Source organism: Corynebacterium sp. 239_CJEI (assembly GCF_001055995.1).
GTDB classification, from domain to species: Bacteria; Actinomycetota; Actinomycetes; order Mycobacteriales; family Mycobacteriaceae; genus Corynebacterium; species Corynebacterium jeikeium_D.
Window position 1 is genome coordinate 102,653 of record NZ_JVOW01000006.1, and the last position, 17,388, is coordinate 120,040.

The 17,388-nt window shown below is 59.4% G+C and carries 15 protein-coding genes; 8 read left to right on the forward strand and 7 right to left on the reverse strand.

The features are described 5' to 3' along the window. The first annotated feature begins 293 nt into the window (after positions 1 to 293). The 6 genes from ADB08_RS01535 (at position 294) to ADB08_RS01560 (ending at position 6,616) form a co-directional block, all read left to right on the forward strand. Positions 294 to 1,394 (forward strand): NlpC/P60 family protein, encoded by a 1,101-nt coding sequence (locus ADB08_RS01535; RefSeq protein ID WP_049170248.1) that lies wholly within the window; start codon positions 294 to 296, stop codon positions 1,392 to 1,394. A 53-nt stretch (positions 1,395 to 1,447) separates the two neighbouring features. Beyond that, entirely contained in the window at positions 1,448 to 2,602 is a 1,155-nt protein-coding gene (locus ADB08_RS01540; RefSeq protein ID WP_049170249.1) for a glycosyltransferase family 4 protein, read from the forward strand. A gap of 9 nt (positions 2,603 to 2,611) precedes the next feature. Then, a complete protein-coding gene (locus ADB08_RS01545) occupies positions 2,612 to 3,625 on the forward strand; it encodes an ROK family glucokinase (RefSeq protein WP_049170251.1) in 1,014 nt (337 codons plus the stop codon). A 102-nt stretch (positions 3,626 to 3,727) separates the two neighbouring features. After that, entirely contained in the window at positions 3,728 to 4,519 is a 792-nt protein-coding gene (locus ADB08_RS01550) for a lysophospholipid acyltransferase family protein (RefSeq protein ID WP_049170252.1), read from the forward strand. Positions 4,520 to 4,670: 151 nt separating this feature from the next. Beyond that, positions 4,671 to 5,162, forward strand: a complete 492-nt coding sequence (locus ADB08_RS01555) for a polyadenylate-specific 3'-exoribonuclease AS (protein ID WP_016423018.1) — start codon at positions 4,671 to 4,673, stop codon at positions 5,160 to 5,162. A gap of 68 nt (positions 5,163 to 5,230) precedes the next feature. Next, positions 5,231 to 6,616, forward strand: coding sequence for a class II 3-deoxy-7-phosphoheptulonate synthase (locus tag ADB08_RS01560; protein ID WP_049170253.1), 1,386 nt, complete (start codon positions 5,231 to 5,233; stop codon positions 6,614 to 6,616). 71 nt (positions 6,617 to 6,687) lie between these two features. Here ADB08_RS01560 and ADB08_RS01565 read toward each other — a convergent pair whose 3' ends face one another. After that, positions 6,688 to 9,060 (reverse strand): PASTA domain-containing protein, encoded by a 2,373-nt coding sequence (locus ADB08_RS01565; protein WP_049170254.1) that lies wholly within the window; start codon positions 9,058 to 9,060, stop codon positions 6,688 to 6,690. Positions 9,061 to 9,139: 79 nt separating this feature from the next. Here ADB08_RS01565 and ADB08_RS01570 point away from each other — a divergent pair, with 79 nt between their 5' ends. Next, positions 9,140 to 9,514 (forward strand): Rv2175c family DNA-binding protein, encoded by a 375-nt coding sequence (locus tag ADB08_RS01570; protein WP_005510311.1) that lies wholly within the window; start codon positions 9,140 to 9,142, stop codon positions 9,512 to 9,514. A gap of 30 nt (positions 9,515 to 9,544) precedes the next feature. On the opposite strand, the gene ADB08_RS01575 is transcribed toward ADB08_RS01570, so the two are convergent. The 4 genes from ADB08_RS01575 to ADB08_RS01590 form a co-directional block, all read right to left on the reverse strand. Further along, the gene (locus tag ADB08_RS01575; RefSeq protein WP_049170403.1) at positions 9,545 to 10,525 is read right to left on the reverse strand and encodes a phytoene/squalene synthase family protein; all 981 of its coding nucleotides are present in this window, start codon (positions 10,523 to 10,525) and stop codon (positions 9,545 to 9,547) included. A 6-nt stretch (positions 10,526 to 10,531) separates the two neighbouring features. Further along, complete coding sequence (locus tag ADB08_RS01580; protein ID WP_049170255.1) at positions 10,532 to 12,148, reverse strand: alpha-(1->6)-mannopyranosyltransferase A; 1,617 nt, start codon at positions 12,146 to 12,148, stop codon at positions 10,532 to 10,534. Positions 12,149 to 12,234: 86 nt separating this feature from the next. Continuing rightward, positions 12,235 to 13,935, reverse strand: a complete 1,701-nt coding sequence (gene crtI / locus ADB08_RS01585; RefSeq protein ID WP_048731199.1) for a phytoene desaturase family protein — start codon at positions 13,933 to 13,935, stop codon at positions 12,235 to 12,237. A gap of 18 nt (positions 13,936 to 13,953) precedes the next feature. Beyond that, positions 13,954 to 15,066: a polyprenyl synthetase family protein gene (locus tag ADB08_RS01590; RefSeq protein WP_049170256.1), complete on the reverse strand. Its 1,113-nt coding sequence runs from the start codon at positions 15,064 to 15,066 to the stop codon at positions 13,954 to 13,956. Between the two features lie 66 nt (positions 15,067 to 15,132). Between ADB08_RS01590 and metF the strand changes: the two genes are divergently transcribed. Further along, positions 15,133 to 16,119 (forward strand): methylenetetrahydrofolate reductase [NAD(P)H], encoded by a 987-nt coding sequence (gene metF, locus ADB08_RS01595; protein ID WP_016423012.1) that lies wholly within the window; start codon positions 15,133 to 15,135, stop codon positions 16,117 to 16,119. Between the two features lie 3 nt (positions 16,120 to 16,122). Here the strand turns inward: metF and ADB08_RS01600 are convergent, their stop codons facing one another. Further along, a complete protein-coding gene (locus ADB08_RS01600) occupies positions 16,123 to 16,797 on the reverse strand; it encodes an LppM family (lipo)protein (RefSeq protein ID WP_049170257.1) in 675 nt (224 codons plus the stop codon). Next, positions 16,778 to 17,368 (reverse strand): GNAT family N-acetyltransferase, encoded by a 591-nt coding sequence (locus ADB08_RS01605; protein WP_049170258.1) that lies wholly within the window; start codon positions 17,366 to 17,368, stop codon positions 16,778 to 16,780. The genes ADB08_RS01600 and ADB08_RS01605 overlap by 20 nt, the downstream gene beginning before the upstream one ends. Positions 17,369 to 17,388 lie beyond the last annotated feature (20 nt).

Here is a 17,388-nt window from a genome sequence, read left to right on the forward strand (position 1 = left end):
GCGGGGCCTTGATGCCCCGCAGAGCCTTGACTCTCTTTTTACCGAGGGGGCACTGAGGCGAGCGCCCGGGTGCTGACGCTATGCGCGTCGTAAAGCACTATAGGGGCACTCGCCTCATTTTTTGTTTTTCTACTGCGGTTACGCAATGCGTGGAGTCGAAGGGCTATCCTGGTTACTCCCTTTGGATACCCCTTTGTGCTGGCGGTTTGTCGGTGTGTTGTTCCGCGGCAAGGCTGCTACAATTTGCTCGAATGCGTCAAGTGGTTTGATGTTTTGTTTTTCGGGGAAGAAATTTGAATACACAACTTGAAAAGGGTTTGGATTTGTCGCGTCACCGTGCCTCTCGCCGTCGCCGCAACTCTCGTCGCGGTGTAGTCGGGCTTACGGTCGTGACTGGGCTAACCTTTGGCTCCGTAGGTTTGGCGCCGATTGCCTCTGCGCAGGATGAACAGCCAGCCCCGGATCTGGCTACTGCAGACGGCATTATTGCAGAGCTGGAGAAGATTTCTCGGGATACCGAAGCGGTTTCTGAGGAAGTTACCGAGCTGGATTCTCAGGTTCAGGCCAAGGAAGAGGAACTCCGGCACGCCGAAGGGGAACTGAAGCACTCTGAGGATCAGGTTCTCCGAGCACAGGATAATCTCAAGGCGCTCTCTGGTGAGATTTCCTACTTCGCGAAGAAGCGGATGCGTGGTGAAATCGTCGACCCATTGTCGGCCGCCCTGGGATCTTCCAGTGCTCAGGACGCTATCGACCGTGCCGGCTACATCAACAAGATGTTCCGCGACAACGATGAAGTCGTCAGCCGTGCGGTGCAAGCCCGCAAGGATGCCGAGGATGGCAAGGCCAATGCGCTGCGTCTGCAGGGCGATATCCGCAAGCAGCTCGATGACCTGGCCAAGCGCCGCGATGATTTGGACAAGCGCAGCGCCGAATTTGATGAGCGCGCCGAGCATGTCAAGTCCATGGTTGAATCGCTGAGCCCCGAACAGCGGGAAATCTGGATTTCCAAGAACAACCCAATTACCGAAGGGTTGGACAAACTGCTCGGATCTTCCGCCGCAGTTGATGCCGCGATGTCGAAGCTGGGTTCCCCGTACTCGTGGGGAGCTGCTGGTCCCTCCGCATTCGACTGCTCCGGCCTGATGTACTGGGCGTACCAGCAGATTGGTAAGTCCATCCCGCGGACCTCGCAGGCACAGCTCGCCGGTGGTACTCCGGTGAGCCGCGACCAGCTGCAGCCCGGCGACATCATCGGTTACTACCCGGGAATCACGCACGTGGGCATGTACATCGGCAATGGTCAGATTGTCCATGCTTCCGACTACGGTATTCCAGTCCAGGTCGTTTCCATCGACCAAGGTGGCCCGTACCAAGGCGCTGTCCGCTTCTAACTAGCGGCAGGTGACCTCGCGTCCTTTTAGTCAAGGTAGATAAACTCGGCTCCATGTCTGCGCGCGTACTGCTCATTACGAATGACTTCCCGCCTCGCGATGGTGGAATCGAGTCCTACCTGCGTGATTTCTGTGCTCGTTTGGATCCGGAGAACCTCGTAGTCCTCGCGTCCTCGCGAGCCCCCGAAGAAAAGCTCCGCGCCTACGACGAGTCGCTACCGTACCGTGTTTATCGCATGCGTGATTCCGTGCTGCTGCCACTGCCGCACGTAGCTCGTCGCGCCGCTCAGATTATTCGCACCGAACGCATTGACACCGTATGGTTTGGTGCCGCCGCGCCACTTGGTTTGCTTGCCGACGCATGCCGTCGCGCAGGTGCCACCCGCATCGTTGCTACCACTCACGGACATGAAGTGGGCTGGTCGATGCTGCCATTGGCCCGCCAGATGCTGAGGCGCATTGGTAAGAGCTCCGATGTTGTGACCTATATTTCCCGCTACACCCGTGGTCGATTTGCGGCAGCCTTTGGTCCGCAAACAGCATTTGAACGCCTGCCTTCCGGTGTCGATATCGAGCGATTTTCCCCGGACCCCGAGGCGGGACAGAAGATCCGGCAGCACCACGGAATCGGTGAGTCCCAGCCGCTTATCGTCTGTATTTCTCGGCTAGTGCGCCGAAAAGGCCAAGATATGCTGATTCGCAGCATGCCTAAGGTTCTTGAGCAGCACCCGGATGCCAGGTTGCTGATCGTGGGCGTTGGTCCGTTGAACCGAGAATTGAAAAAGCTGGCAGTAAAGCTCGGGGTCTCCGAGCAGGTTATTTTTGCCGGAAAGGTCTCTTATGATGACCTCCCCGCTTATTACAATGCGGCCAGCGTCTTCGCCATGCCCGCCCGAACCCGCGGACGTGGCCTCGATGTAGAAGGCCTCGGCATTGTCTACTTGGAAGCACAGGCCTGCGGTGTCCCTGTCATAGCTGGCAAGTCCGGTGGTGCTCCGGAGACAGTTATCGATGGCGAAACTGGCATCGTTGTCGACGGGGCCTCGAAGCGCAGCGTCGCCACCGGGCTGGTTGAGGTTTTGGATGATCCGGAGCGCGCGGCGGCGATGGGGGCCTGTGGTCGGGAGCATGTTGTGCAGTCGTGGACCTGGGAGGTCATGGCTGCTCGGGCTCGCCGAATTCTCCGAACCTGCGCAATCCCTTTATAATCAACTGTTATGTCCACCGATATTCCGATTCATCCGAACTCAGACGAGTCCGACGCCGCTGATCGCCCGGCTATCGGTTTTGATATTGGTGGAACAAACCTGCGCGCTGCAGTGGTCAGCGCTGATGGGCAGGTGTTGTATCGAGTTCAGACCAGTTCTGATGGCAGTGTGGATGCCATTGAACGTGGCATTGTCCAGACATCCGAGCGCTTGGTTGAACGCTTTCCAGATGTCAGCGCCATCGGTTTAGCTGTAGCTGGTTTTTTGGATTCTGACCGCCAGACGGTTCGTTTCGCCCCGCATCTGCCGTGGCGCGATGCGAACGTCGTCAAGCGTTTATCCTTGCTTCTCCCATGTCCGCTGCAGCTTGAGCACGATGCCAACTCGGCCGCCTGGGGTGAGTATCGCTTTGGTGCGGCTCGCGGTGCGGATAATTGGGTGCTGTTTGCGCTGGGTACGGGAATCGGCGGCGCGATGATGCAGGGTGGTGAGATTTACCGTGGCGCGTACGGCACGGCGCCGGAATTCGGCCACCTCACCGTTGTGCCGGATGGTCGTCCCTGCTCCTGCGGAAAGCGTGGTTGCTTGGAGCGTTACTGCTCGGGTACGGCGTTGGTTACCACCGCTCAGGAACTCTCTGAATCCGGTCGCTACTTCTCGCGGCTTACCGACGGGCTCGTGGCCGGCTCGGTAACTGGTACCGATGTCGTCTCGGCTGCTCGCCAGGGGGATGAATTGGCTCTAGCTGCGATTGATGACTTTGCTACCTGGCTGGGGCGTGGCCTGTCGATGGTGGGCGATGTCTTTGATCCGGAATTGATTGTTATCGGTGGCGGTGTTGCCTCGGCGTCTGATCTATACCTGGACAAGGCCAAGGCCGAGTTTGCCCGCAATCTCACCGGCGCTGGCTATCGTCCGGTAGCGGATGTGCGGGTCGCTGAACTAGGTGCGGATGCTGGGTTGATTGGTGCGGCGGATATTGCGCGCAGCGTTGTGGCTGCCGAGGGTGCGACATCGTCGTAAAGCGTCAATTTGGGGATTGCAGGGGAATTCGCCCGCGAAAAGGTGGGGGAATGGCTGCGGAGATGGATCGTCGGACCAACTGAACCTGTATAGTTTTAAACTGTGAATAATCGCTGGTACAAGTTCTTTAAGTACATCCTCATTGGCCCTTGGCTGCGGATCTATAATCGCCCGTACTACATCGGTGGTGAGAAGATTCCTCAGGAAGGTCCAGCGCTGATGGCGTCGAACCACCTTGCTGTGATGGATCACTTTTTCTTCCCACTGGTCTGCCGTCGTCAGCTGACGTTCCTGGCGAAGGCGGAGTACTTCACCACGCCGGGCTTTGTCGGCGGTATCCAGAAGTTCTTCTTCTCCTCGGTGGGGCAGGTGCCGATTGACCGTACCTCTGGTGATGCAGCTCGCGATGCGCTGAACGCCGGCTTGAAGGTGCTGTCACGCGGTGACCTGCTGGGCATTTCCTTGGAAGGCACCCGTAGTCCCGATGGTCGACTGTACCGCGGTAAAACCGGTGCGGCACGTGTCGCGCTGGAGGCCGGTGTGCCGGTGTTCCCAATGGCGATGATTGATACGGAGAAAGCCAACCCGATTGGTTCGTGGATTCCTCGTCCGGTGAAGGTCGGCACGATTATCGGCGATCCGATTGATCCGTCGGAGTACAAAGCCAAGTACAGCGATGAGTATGAAGCGGCCAGGGCACTGACGGATGACCTGATTAAGGAAATTCAGAAGCTTTCTGGTCAGGAATATGTCGATGCTTACGCGACTGATGTGAAGAAGTCCTTGGAGGCCGGCACCGGCTATCCAGCGGGAACCGAACCGGGTGGAGAGCTCACTACTCCGGCTCCGGGGCCGAAGCCGACCCCTCGTCGCTGGTTCCGACGCGCTCGCTAGAATAATTAGGCGCAGATAGTTTTCGCGACAGTGGGGCTGCACACTTCCTATGGCGATTCGGTGCATGGGTAAGATTTGCTCGGTAGGGCTCCACGGTCTTTTGGTCGCGAGGTAGCCGACGCGAGGCCGAGGCTGGAGAGGATTCCACACCGTGCGTTATTTTTATGACACCGAGTTTATTGAAGACGGCAAGACTATTGATCTTGTCTCCATCGGTGTCGTAGCTGAGGACGGCCGCGAATACTACGCGGTGTCTACCGAGTTCAATGAGAGCAAGGCCGGCCCGTGGGTGCGGGCCAACGTGCTCAATCAGCTGCCCAACCCCTCATCTCCGCTGTGGAAGAACCGGGACACGATCCGCGAGGAACTGCTGGCATTTTTCACCGAACCCGGTACGGGCAGCCCAGAGCTGTGGGCTTGGGTAGGCGCCTACGACCACATTGCGTTGGTGCAGCTTTGGGGCGATATGACCAAGTTGCCGCAGTTTATGCCGCGCTATACCCGTGAACTCAAGCAGTACTGGGAGATGGCGGGTAAGCCACGGTTGCCAAAACAGACTGCAGGTAAGCACGACGCGCTGGCAGATGCCCAGCACAATCTGCTGAAGTTTCAAAAGATTGCACAGAAATTGCCGCTCGATTAAGCAGCGGAATTCGAATATTTGGTGACCTGACTAACACCCTTCTGGCAGGGGCACTACAATGAACTTCTGTGAGTTGGACTATTGATCTCCCTGTAGATGACCTGCCCGATCTGCCACCGCTTCCCGGAGACATGGCTGAGCGCTTTGCTGATGTCGTATCCCGCCAAGCCCTACAGCAGCCAAGCTGGGATGCCCGCGCCGCTGCAAACGTGCGTCGCATTCTCGAATCGGTGCCGCCAATTGTGGTCGCGCCTGAGGTTCGTAAGCTTCGTCAGGAGCTTGCCGACGTCGCTAATGGTAAGGCCTTCCTGTTGCAGGGCGGTGATTGTGCGGAGACCTTTGAGTCCAATACTGAGCCGCACATCCGCGCCAATGTGAAGACCTTGCTGCAGATGGCCGTTGTGCTGACCTACGGCGCATCCACCCCGGTCGTAAAGATGGCTCGTATCGCTGGTCAGTACGCCAAGCCGCGCTCGAAGGACATCGACGGCGACGGTTTGCTCAGCTACCGCGGTGACATGGTCAACGGCGTTGAGCCGACCGAAGAAGCTCGAGTTCACGACCCAGCTCGAATGGTGCGTGCCTACGCCAATGCCTCCGCGGCGATGAACCTGGTACGTGCACTGACAGGTTCGGGCACCGCTGACCTGCACCGTCTGCACGAGTGGAACCGTGAGTTCGTCAGCAACTCGCCGGCTGGCGCCCGCTACGAGGACCTGGCACGCGAGATTGACCACGCACTGCAGTTCATGGCTGCCTGTGGTGTTGCGGACTCGAACCTGCAGACCGCGCAGATTTACTGCTCGCATGAGGCGCTGGTTGTTGACTACGAGCGCGCTATGCTGCGCCTTTCTGAAAACGATGGCAGCCAGGAGCTGTTCAACCTCTCCGCGCATCAGCTGTGGATTGGTGAGCGCACCCGTGGCATTGAGGATTTCCACATCAACCTGGCTGCCATGATTGGCAACCCCGTCGGTGTGAAGATTGGCCCGACCACCACGCCGGAGGAGGCTGTCGCTTACGCCGACAAGCTCGACCCGTTCTTCCAGCCTGGTCGCCTGACCCTGACTTCGCGTCTGGGCAATGACAAGGTTCGCTCCGTGCTGCCTCCCATCGTTGAGGCTGTGGAAGCTTCTGGTCACAAGGTCATTTGGCAGTGCGACCCGATGCACGGCAACACTTACTCGGCCTCCAATGGTTACAAGACCCGCCATTTCGACCGCATTGTCGACGAGGTTCAGGGCTTCTTCGAGGTGCACCGCTCGATCGGTTCGCACCCGGGCGGTATCCACGTGGAGCTGACCGGCGAAGATGTCACTGAGTGCCTCGGTGGCGCGCAGGACATTTCCGATGTCGACCTGCCAGGCCGTTACGCATCCGCTTGTGACCCGCGTTTGAACACTCAGCAGTCGCTGGAGCTGGCCTTCCTGGTTGCCGAGATGCTGCGCAACTAGTTGCATCCAGCTCAGCTAGGTACAACTAGCCCAGCTAGTGCACCGCCGCACTCATTAGCGCGCCGCACTTTTTACAGAGTGCTGACCGAAATGCTGTCACCCGCCGTGGCCTTAGCGCCCGGTCGGGGTGACTGCAATACGATGCGATCGTCCTCGTTCGCAGAGCCGTCGATGTCGAGCTGAAGATGCTGTTTCTCCGCTTCACGACGTGCCTGTGCAACAGTTTTACCCAGCAGCTGCGGAACCTTCACTGCTCTGGATACGGTCAGCGTGACAGTCGCATCATTGGGGTTAACCAGACGACCCGCACTCGGTGAGACTGCGTCGACACGGCCGTAGTCGCGCGAGGAGGAGGACGCGTCCTTTACTTCGCTTACCTCAATGCCCTCGCGCTGCAGAATTTGGCGAGCAGTATCCTCCGACTTGCCCACTACATTGGGCACTTCGATGCCGTTGTTAATGGTCAACGTCACAGAACTACCGCGTTCGAGGCCAGTGCCTTCCTCAGGAGACACGGAAAGAACCTCTTCCGGCTCAGCAGAGGAGGAGAACTCCGCCGATACTTCTCGGACCTCCAGCCCGGCCTTGCTCAACAGCTCACGAGCTTCATCCTCTTGAAGCCCCACGATCTTTGGCACCTTCACCGGTGCTGGCCCCTTGGAGTAATGCACAGTCACAACTGAGCCAACTTCGACGGTCTGTCCTGGAGCAGGAACCGCATATACCAAGCCGCCGGTGGAGACATCATCGGAAAAGACGGGGTCTCCGACCTCTTCTTTCAACGTCCGCTTAGCTAGGGCAGCACTGAACACTTCCTTTGAGTGGTTCGCGGGATATGCGGGCACAGTCGGGCGGCCGAGACTGACCAGTACGCGAACATCATCACCGCGGACAACCCGCGCTCCAGCCAGGGGGTCCGAGCCAATAATCTGGGACACTGCGACATCGTTGTCGTAGCGCTCATCAACCACCGGTTCAAAGCCCGCCTCACTGATTGCGGTCATCGCCTGTGGTTGCGACAGCCCAGTGATAGAGGGCACTTCGCCATAACGGCCAGAGCCCAGCCACCACGCGCCAAGCCCCATGCCCAACGTGGCAACCAGGGCGATAATCAGCCACAATGCACATCCACGGCGCGTCCGCTGTCGGGTAGCTCGACGGCTCTTAGGCGTCTGAGTCTGAGCAGATCGCGGCTGCGGATGCTGTGGGTGCTGTGGCCCCTGAGTGTCCGGCGGCAGCGGATATTCCGGAGCGCCTGGAACGTCGGCTGGTACGAGAGCTCCACCAGACGGCTCCGGGGATTCCCAGCCAGTGGGGTTGTACTCGTCATAGCGATCGAAAGTGCGTGTCCGCCCCGCATCCGGGTCGTCGAAATCATCGAAAACGTTTGGTGGTCCCGGTGGTCGGGAAGAAACGGGGCTACCGGGTGCGTCCGTCGAGAAGCCATAGCCGTCGTGACCGAAGCGCTCGGGTGCCGTCTCTGCGGTGCCGTGTCTGTCATCGAAATGGTCGTTGCCCGGTCGGTGGAAGTCCTCTGTGAGCCCCTCCATGGCGGCAGCGTTGGCGGCTGCTGAATTGACGGGCGATGGCACGCGGAATGGTGGCAGCGCGAGTTTGTCCGCAATGTCTTCGAGTGCGTCACCGAATTCCTCGGCCGTCTCAAACCGATCCTCCGGCCTGCGGGAACAAGCGCGGGCGACCAACTCGTCGAACTCCTCGGGAACGCCGTCGATGAGCTCCGAGGGTGGCGGGACATCTTCGTTCAATCGCTTCATGGCAACGCCGAGCGAAGAATCGGCGATGAATGGCGTGGTGCCGGTAAGCAGCTCAAAGAGCAAAATACCCGCCGCATACACATCGGAGGCAGGGGAGATGGATTCACCCGTGACCTGCTCCGGAGCCAGATAAGCGACGGTGCCGACGATGACCGAGTTAGAGGTCACCTTGGCATCAGCGGCCGCGCGCACTAGACCGAAGTCCGCCAGCTTCACTCGCCCGTCCGAGGCAATCAGCACATTTTCCGGCTTGATATCTCGGTGCACCATGCCGCGGGAATGCGCCACCGATAGGGCGCGCAAAACCGAGCGCATTACGACGGCAGCTGCATGTGGAGGCATCGGACCGCGCTGACGGAGCAGCTCGCGGAGGGTCCCACCGTCGACGAATTCCATAATGAGGAAAACATGCCCCGCCGGGTCCGTGCCCTGGTCGTAGACGTTGACGAGCGACTCGTCATTGAGGTGCGCGACCGCGCGGGCCTCACGTTCGAAGCGGATGCGGAAAGACTCGTCGTCGACAAAACGCGGATCCATGACCTTTGCGGCCACCCTGCGATCGAGCCGCAAATCGGTGGCGCAGTACACGGTGCTCATGCCACCGTGTGCGATGGTGGCTCCGATGCGGTAGCGACCATCGAGAATCTGCCCCTCGACAAGCTGCGACATAAACCAGCCTTCCCTGTTCCAATCAGTTGCTTCTAATAAGTATATGGGGACGTACCTACTGCAAGGCCAACGCGCTAAAGTGACCAGTGTGAGAAAGATTCCAACTTGCCACGATGTCCTGAGCGCCGACGAACCCACTCTTGCGCTGCCCGATGCCGCTGACCTCATTGGCGTCACCGTCACCCGAATTCACGCGTTGCTGCAGGAGGGTCGCCTTATTGCAGTCCACCGCGACGGCATTGCACAAATTCCCGCCCGCTTCTTTGAAGATGATGAGGTCGCGCGTTTTGTACCTGGCGCACTCGCATTGCTTGCCGACGGCGGCTACACGCGAGAAGAAACGCTGGAGTGGCTATTCACCGAAGATGAATCTCTGCCTGGACGTCCGGTGGACGCCCTGCACGGTCACCTTGCACGCGAAGTAATGCGCCGCGCACAGGCTATGGCGTTGTAAAGACCCGGACGGCGTCCTACGCCCGCCGTCCTACGCCCGCGATAGCTCCTGTCGTAATCGCCCGGCCACTGCTGTGAAAAGCAGCGGGAGGGCGATTTTTGCTTTTCGAGCGCGTCCCACTTGAGCGCGTTGCGCAAAGACGTTGTAGTTCATGCGCTCAATTTCGCCGAGAATGTCTGAGTAGAGAATCTCCGCGGCACGGATAGCCTGACGCCCTGGCACCTCTAACATGTCCACGCCGCTGCTGGCTTCGGCATAGAGTGCGCGGTTGCGAGCGATGAAGAAGGCCAATGCCTGACGTACCGCCGGGGTCGTCTGTCCCGTGGCGGCACAGTAGCCGATCTCCTCGGTACCCACTCCGAAGGCCTCCCACTCATTCAGTGGTAGGTAAATACGGCCACGGCGAAAATCCTCGGCGATGTCGCGGAGGAAATTCGTCACCTGAAAGGCTTTTCCCAGGAGCTCTGCGTAGGGAGTGGCTTCCTCCCGGGAGACCCCTGTGCGGGTGCCTAGGATGGGCATCATCTCAAGGCCGATGACTGCTGCGGAGCCCCACATATACGAGTCGAGTTGCTCCCATGTTTCAAAATGCGCAATGTGGCACGATGTGTCGGGCACATCCATCAACATGGAGTGAACAAAGTCCGCAGAGAGCTGTGGATCGATGTCGTAGTCGCGAAAAGTCTGTGCGGCCGCCGAGATGACGGCACGGTCGCGGTCGCGGTGGACGTCGTCAAGCGAACCGATGACGACAGCTGAGTGGAAAAGCTCGCTTAAACGTGTGACCGTGGCTTCGATGTGCGTGGGGGAGCGGTCGGCGTCGGCGGGGCAGTCGACGTAGTCATCGACGATGCGTGCCCAGGCGTAGAGAGACCACACCGCACGCTGTTGGCGGGGTGCCAATAGTCGCGTGGCCAGGGAATACGTGCGACCGTGGGAGGCCATAATATCGCGGCAGAGCTCGTAGGACTGTGGCAGCGCGATGGTCGAGAGGGGCTGTGGGGTGGGCATGGACAACTATGCGACCTCGGTCGACCGCGACAGGGGCGCCACCGTGGAATCCGTGTCTGCGGCGGTTTTATCGTCGCGCCACGGGTACTTCCAGCTGAATTTTCCAGTGGTCAGCCAGCCGACGGCCAGCCAGCCGAGAACGGTAATGATAACCATCCAGGGCACGTCGTAGAAGCGGTGATTGCCGCCGCCGGCGAAGGACAGCGACAGGATGAATGTGAACAACACGGTGCCTTGAACCACCCATCGTGGCGGGCGAATCGTTCCCATGGGAGTCAATAAGCTGGCGTAGTACCAGGGAAGTGCCACGGCATTAAATACGCAGGCCACCACGTAAGCGGCAATCATGCCAGCGACATTGTTACGAGGGGTGGCTCGGAAGTAGAACCAGGAGATCACGAGTCCCACCAGCATGATGATAGAGGAGACCACGCGTGTGTGGCTGACGATGACATTGAAACCGATGTCGTCGTTGAACCACGCCATGACGCCCGAGATCACACCAGCGACCGCTGACGGTGCTGCCAGGGGGTTAATCACCTTGGTATTGCCGCTGATCTCGGAGATCCAGCCCCAGCTCGAGCCGGTCAGCCAGGTCACCACTGCAAGCGTGCCGACGCAGACTGCGACCAACACGATGCCCACACCGGCAATCGCCGGAATCTTGCGCAGCATCTCTTGAACCGTGGCGATGGGCTGGCGCCTGGTCAACACAATCCACACGACGAAGGGCAGCGCCAGGACAGCGGTGGCTTTCAGCGCGACGCCGATTCCGATGAGGACAGCAGCGACCAGGCCACCCCGCATGTGCTCCATGTGCAGTGCGGCGACTAGTGCCAGGCTGACCAATCCGACCATCAGTGCCTCGTTGTGCATACCCGCAATCAGATGCAGTAGCACCAGTGGATTGAGCACACCGAGCCACTGTGCGAAAGCCGGATTTGCTCCAAGCTCCCGGGCGATTCGCGGGATCGACCAGACAATGGCGGCGAAGCCCAGCAGACACACAATGCGGTAGAGAATCACGCCGACGGTGATGTTGTCGCCGACAATCCGCGTGATGACCTCGCCAATTCCCAGATGCAGCGGGCCATACGGGGTGGTGGTATTCCGCCAATCTGCGGATACCTCCAGCAGCATCGGCCCTGGATTGGCTGCAGCTCCCTCAGTGTAGGGATCAAACCCATCGCGGACCATCGCGCCCTGCATGAGATACGAATAGACATCGCGAGAGAACAGCGGTGCTGCCAGCGCGAGGGGAATTGCCCAGGCCATCAGGATTGAATTGAACCGACGCAACGTGGACTCATCGCCGCCAGCGTTCGCTGGAACCGCAGCGTCTGCTGCGTCGCCATCATGGGCAGAACCGGCCACAATGTCCCGGATGGTCCCCTTCGAGAACAGCAGTTCCCGCCCGATGCGCAGCCACGAGATAAGCAGCAGGGCGATACCTACCCAAATCACAATCTCACAGAAAATCTGACCGTGACCGTAGGTGATCCAGTCGAGTCCCAGAGCGTGGACAAGGCCGCCACGGTAGCGATTCGCACCGGAACCGTAGGAGCCCAGAGCAATGAGGATGCCACCGTAGACACCCAGCTGAGCACTCCGCGATAAATTCATGTCAACCTAAACAATCGATACATTGCTGATGCATTAATCCTAGTTGGTCAGTGACCACCGGCAGACATCCGGGAGACATTCATGAGCTAAGGCGTTTCAAACCGCTGTGCCGCAAGTCGTCCCGAAATCATGACCGTCGGCACGCCAACCCCCGGCACCGTCGTCGATCCCGCCAGCGTCAGATTCTTTGGCATCTTCGGAGAGAAGTTGCGGGGACGGAACGGCCCCGTCTGTCGGAACAGATGCGCCAGCCCAAACGGCGAGCCAACGCCCATGTCGCGTTCTTGCCACTGCTGAGGGGTATCGATCCGACCGACTCGCCACTTCGTAGAAATCCCGGTCAGTCCGCGCCGCTCCAGCTCAGCGGTTATTTTCGCAACGTAGTCCCCACCGATTCGTGACCAGATCAGATTGGCCGACTGCAAGTTGGGGCACGGCGCGAGCACACTGACGGGCTCCCACTGCACGCCGTTCGCATCTGTGACAATACGCTCCGGCGCGCTCACCGCAGGCCGGGTGACCAGCAATGATGGGTCCGACATTAGCTTTCCATGGCGCGGTGACGAGATCTCCTCAAAGGTTTCGTTCCACTTTTCGCCAAACGAAATCAGGTGATGCCGCTTCGGCCACGTCGCAGTCTCCGAAACCGGAATCAGCCCGTGCGCCACCACCGCCGATGGAGAAAATCGAACTGGGAACAACCGTCGCGCTCCCGTCCGCTTTACGACGCTCCGAAGGCCTCGCCGCTTCGATGAGCTACCGGCGGCAGAGGTAGCCGCGTCGTGAAGCCAGCTCTGCACCACAGGTAAATCGGTCGTAGCGATGACGGCATCGGTGGGACGCTCGCCAGTTGCCGTGGTGATGGCGGAGACAAAGCCTGCTTCGTCAACTTTCAGCCCAGTGACATCAACGCCGAAGTCGATGGTTCCGCCAGCTCGACGGACGGCCTCGGCGAGCAACTCGCTGACGGCGCCTATACCCGAACCAAATGCGGGGGAGTGCGGATAGTAAACCCCCATCGAGGTATCCATGTGGGAAATGCAGCCGTAGACCGCACGGGCCTTAGCGGGAGGCACACCTGCGTAAAGCGCCTGGAAGCTGAAAACGCGAGCGAGATCATTATCTCCGAGGAAGGCACGAATCTTAGGTTCGAGGGCGCCGAAGGCACCGAGTCGGAGGAGCGTAGTGAGGTCGCGAAGCGCGCCGGGCCCGGTGAATAGGTCCGTAACGCGGTCAAAGCTGCGGGACATGAAGTTGTCGAAGCAGGCATTGAAGAGAGTTTGCAGCCACGTGCGAAGTTTGCGGTAACCGGCGACGGTGGAGTCAGAGGCACCGAAGCGCGCGAGTTCATCGGCCATCATGTCTTCGTTGGAAAACACGTCGAGTCCGCCGCGGGTGGCAAATTCCGCACGGTAGGTGGGCGTGATTGGGGAGGCCGAAAAACCCGGGTCGATATCGCGCGCGTAGAGGCCGACGGCGGCGAGGGCATCGTCGACAAGCGAGGGCATGGTCCATACAGTTGCGCCAGTGTCGAAGACTGCGGTGAGCGATTGCTCGTCGATATCGACTGTGATGGGTTCACTGGCGCAGCGTCCGCCGACGAAACTTCCCCGCTCGACAACGGTGACATCGTAGCCATCGGCGATGGCGTAGAGCGCGGCGGTAAGTCCGGACAGGCCTGCGCCGATGATGGTCAGTCGTGGTTTGGAGCCCTTATGAGGACGAGTGACCGCACGTCGCAGACGCGGGGAATTAATGGGGGCACGAGTGGGGGAAGCAGCGGGCATGACTACGCAACACCTGGTCTAATGCTGACGAGCGGTGGCGCGAACGCCCATAGCAATGAGGTTCTCGCGCGACGTTGCAGGCAGGTCGGCATTCTCGATAGTGGAGAAAGCGCGGCTGGTCAGGCGGTCAATTTCACGTTCGACGGCATCGGCAGCGCCGGAATCAGCGATGAGATTTCGTAGCTCATCAATATCTGCAGCAGACGAGACCGCTCCCAGGCGTTCATCGATAAAGCGGGCCTTTTCAGGTGCGGAATCGAGGTAGAGGCTTAAAGCCTGGCCGACCAGTACGGTTCGCTTGCCCTCGCGGAGGTCATCGCCGGCAGGCTTGCCCGTGACTTCGGGATCGCCGAAAACACCCAGCTGATCGTCGCGGAGCTGGAATGCCACACCGATATCGCGGCCGAAGCTGCGGTAGGCCTCAACCAATTCCGCTGGGGCGCCGGCAATCGCAGCACCAATGTGGAGCGGCCGCTCGATGGTGTAGGCGGCGGTCTTGAACAGATTGATTTTCTCAGCGGTCTCGACGCGACTGTCCCGGCTGGCTTCGGCCGTGATATCGAGCAGTTGGCCGCCAAGTACTTCAGTGCGCATCGCCCGCCAGGGGACAAGTGCGCGGGTTAGCGCCTCCGAGCTGAGGCCTGAAGAGTGCATCATGTCATCAGCCCAGGTCAGGGCGACATCGCCAATGAGAATCGCGGCGGAAATACCGAAGCGGTCGGCGGCTCCATTCCAGCTATTGGCCTCGTGCTTGGCCTCGAATACCTTGTGGATAGTCGGTGCGCCACGGCGCGTATCAGCGTCATCGATGATGTCGTCATGAATGAGTGCGCAGGCTTGAATGAGTTCCAAGGCACTCACCGCGTTCATCACAGCCAGGGAATCCTCGGCTGGGGAGAAACGGCCTTCGAGGCCGCCTGCCCCCAACCACCCCTGCCAGGCGAAGGCTGGACGCACGCGCTTGCCCCCATTGAGGACGAAGGAGTGGAGCGAATCTATGGCCTCGGTGTACACCGCATCGACCGACGCGACATCGTCGCCACGGCTTTTGAGGTAATTCTCCAGCGTTTTGGTAACAGTAGCTGGTACTTCGCGGGGCTGTAGCGCGGCCAAATCCAGTTCTTCGCTCATGTGAGCCTCTCGTCGATGACGGGTAATGCTGACTCAAGAATAGGACACCGCTTAGTATGAGTGACTATGTCCTCAACAATGCCACTGTCGCCAGGCCGCCAAGTGACAATCCGCCAGGCGCTTTCAATGCCGAGCGCGGGCAGTATTCCCTTCTCGGTCGAGTTCATGCCCCCGCGTGACGACGCGGCCGAGGAACGTCTTCTCCGAGCAGCTGAGGCTTTCCATGATCTTGGTGCCTCCTTTGCATCCGTGACCTACGGCGCCGGTGGTTCTAGCCGCGACCGCACCCTGCGAATCGCCCAGCGCGTTTCGAGGCAGCCGCTTACAACGCTTGTGCACCTGACATTGGTAGAGCACACTGTCGACGAGCTGCGGGAAATCCTGCGCTCTTATCTCAGCGCGGGGCTGACGAATCTGCTCGTTCTGCGTGGTGACCCGCCGGGAGACCCGCTTGGCCCTTGGGTGGAGACCGAGGGCGGTCTGCACTACGCCAGCGAACTGATTGAGCTAATTAAGGCCGAGCCGGAGTTCGAGAAATTTGAAATCGGCATTGCGTCGTTCCCGGAGGGACATTACCGCTCGCCGGATTTGGACCATGACACGCAGTACACGCTGGCCAAGCTGCGCGCGGGAGCCGAATACTCGATTACGCAGATGTTCTTCGATATTGAGCACTACTTGCGCCTTCGAGACCGCCTGGTGGAAGCCGACCCAGTGCACGGTGCCAAGCCCATCATTCCGGGGCTGATGCCGATTACATCGCTGCGCTCAGTGCGCAGGCAGGTTGAGCTCTCCGGGGCACAGTTGCCATCCGATTTGGAGGAACGCCTGATTAAGGCAGCAGATGGTGACGAGCAGGCCAATAAAGATGAGATTCGCAAGATTGGTATCGAGTTTTCGACCAACATGGCAGAGCGGCTCATCGCCGAAGGCGTGCCGGGGCTGCACTTTATGACTATGAACTTCGCTCGCGCCTCCCAGGAAGTTTTGCACAACCTCGGCATGGCGCCCGAATGGGGCACCGGCCAGGATATGCTGCGCGGCGGTTTTTAATTGCTAAAAGTCCTGCATGTCGCGAACTCTTCGCGCCCACAGGACACCTAGCACTGAGGCTAGGACACCGGCGGCTGTGGTCACACCGGCAAATAATAGGAATTGATTCCGCTTGGTGGATCCAGCCGGCGACGAAGCCCATACATTATGGTTCTCGCCACTGGCGAGCTGCCATTCCACCTTGTTCGGTTCGGTCTGGCGGCCATTGGAGTCAGTAACCTGCTCCGGGAACGCGACGACGAAATCAACCTTCGCGCCGGGCAGGTGAGTCAAATCCATGTGGCCGTTCATCGAAATCTTGCCGCCACCGGTACGGTCTAGGTCGATGTCTACGCGATCGTCGGAAAGCTGTCGGAGCGTATCGGTGAGTTCAATGAAGTGCAGCTCGTTGAACGAGACTTCCATCTTTCCTGTGGAGGAGTCGATTACTCCCTGCGAGACGCGGTCGGAGAGATCTTCCGGTACTTGCCACTGCTCAAATTGGGAACGGACTTCCTCCGTGGGTGTTACGTGAATTGTGCCCGAGACTCTGTCGTCGCCGGAAATGGTAATGCCAGCCTGTGCGTCAAAGCAGCCGCTGAGCGGCAAGATGGCGGCAATTCCGGCCATTGCTGTGGCAATGCGCAGAGGCGAAAGTCGTTGACGTGGTGTGGAAGGTTCACTCGGTGATGATGTCACGGGGAAGATCTACTCCTAGAACTGCGAAGGGACGAGAGTCCCCTGTGAAATAAAAGTTCCTTAAAACATCTTTGAAACCAAATTGGCGGTAGAGCTGCCATGCCCTATTGGCCTCATTCGGGTATTCCGGGGTTGACAACAGAACTCGCGTCTCCGGGCGGGAATCGACCAACTCGTGGAGCAACCGTTTACCGAGTCCCCGCCCCTGAAAGCTGGGGTGAATGTGAATCTCAGACAGTTCGGCGTAGTTGCCCAAGAGCTTGACGACGTCCGGTAGCGAGCGCCCGTCCATGAGCAGTCCATCTCTTACCTGGCGATACCACCAGTGCGTGTCCAATCCTGTACGGCAGTAGCCGATGCCGACCAACCTGCAGCGCGGGTCGCGGAGAGCGTGGGCAGGGGAGAGCTCTTCGGGGTGAGCTATGGCTGCAGCAGCCATGAAGCCGGGTTGAGTGGTTTGCTTCTGCCATTCGTGGAGACGACCGGGCAAGATCGCGGGGTTGTACTGCATCGCGGTGATGTAGAGAGCCACTGCTTCTTGCAGGCGGAGATTGAAGTCTCCTGCTGTCATCGGAACCACGCTGTATTTCA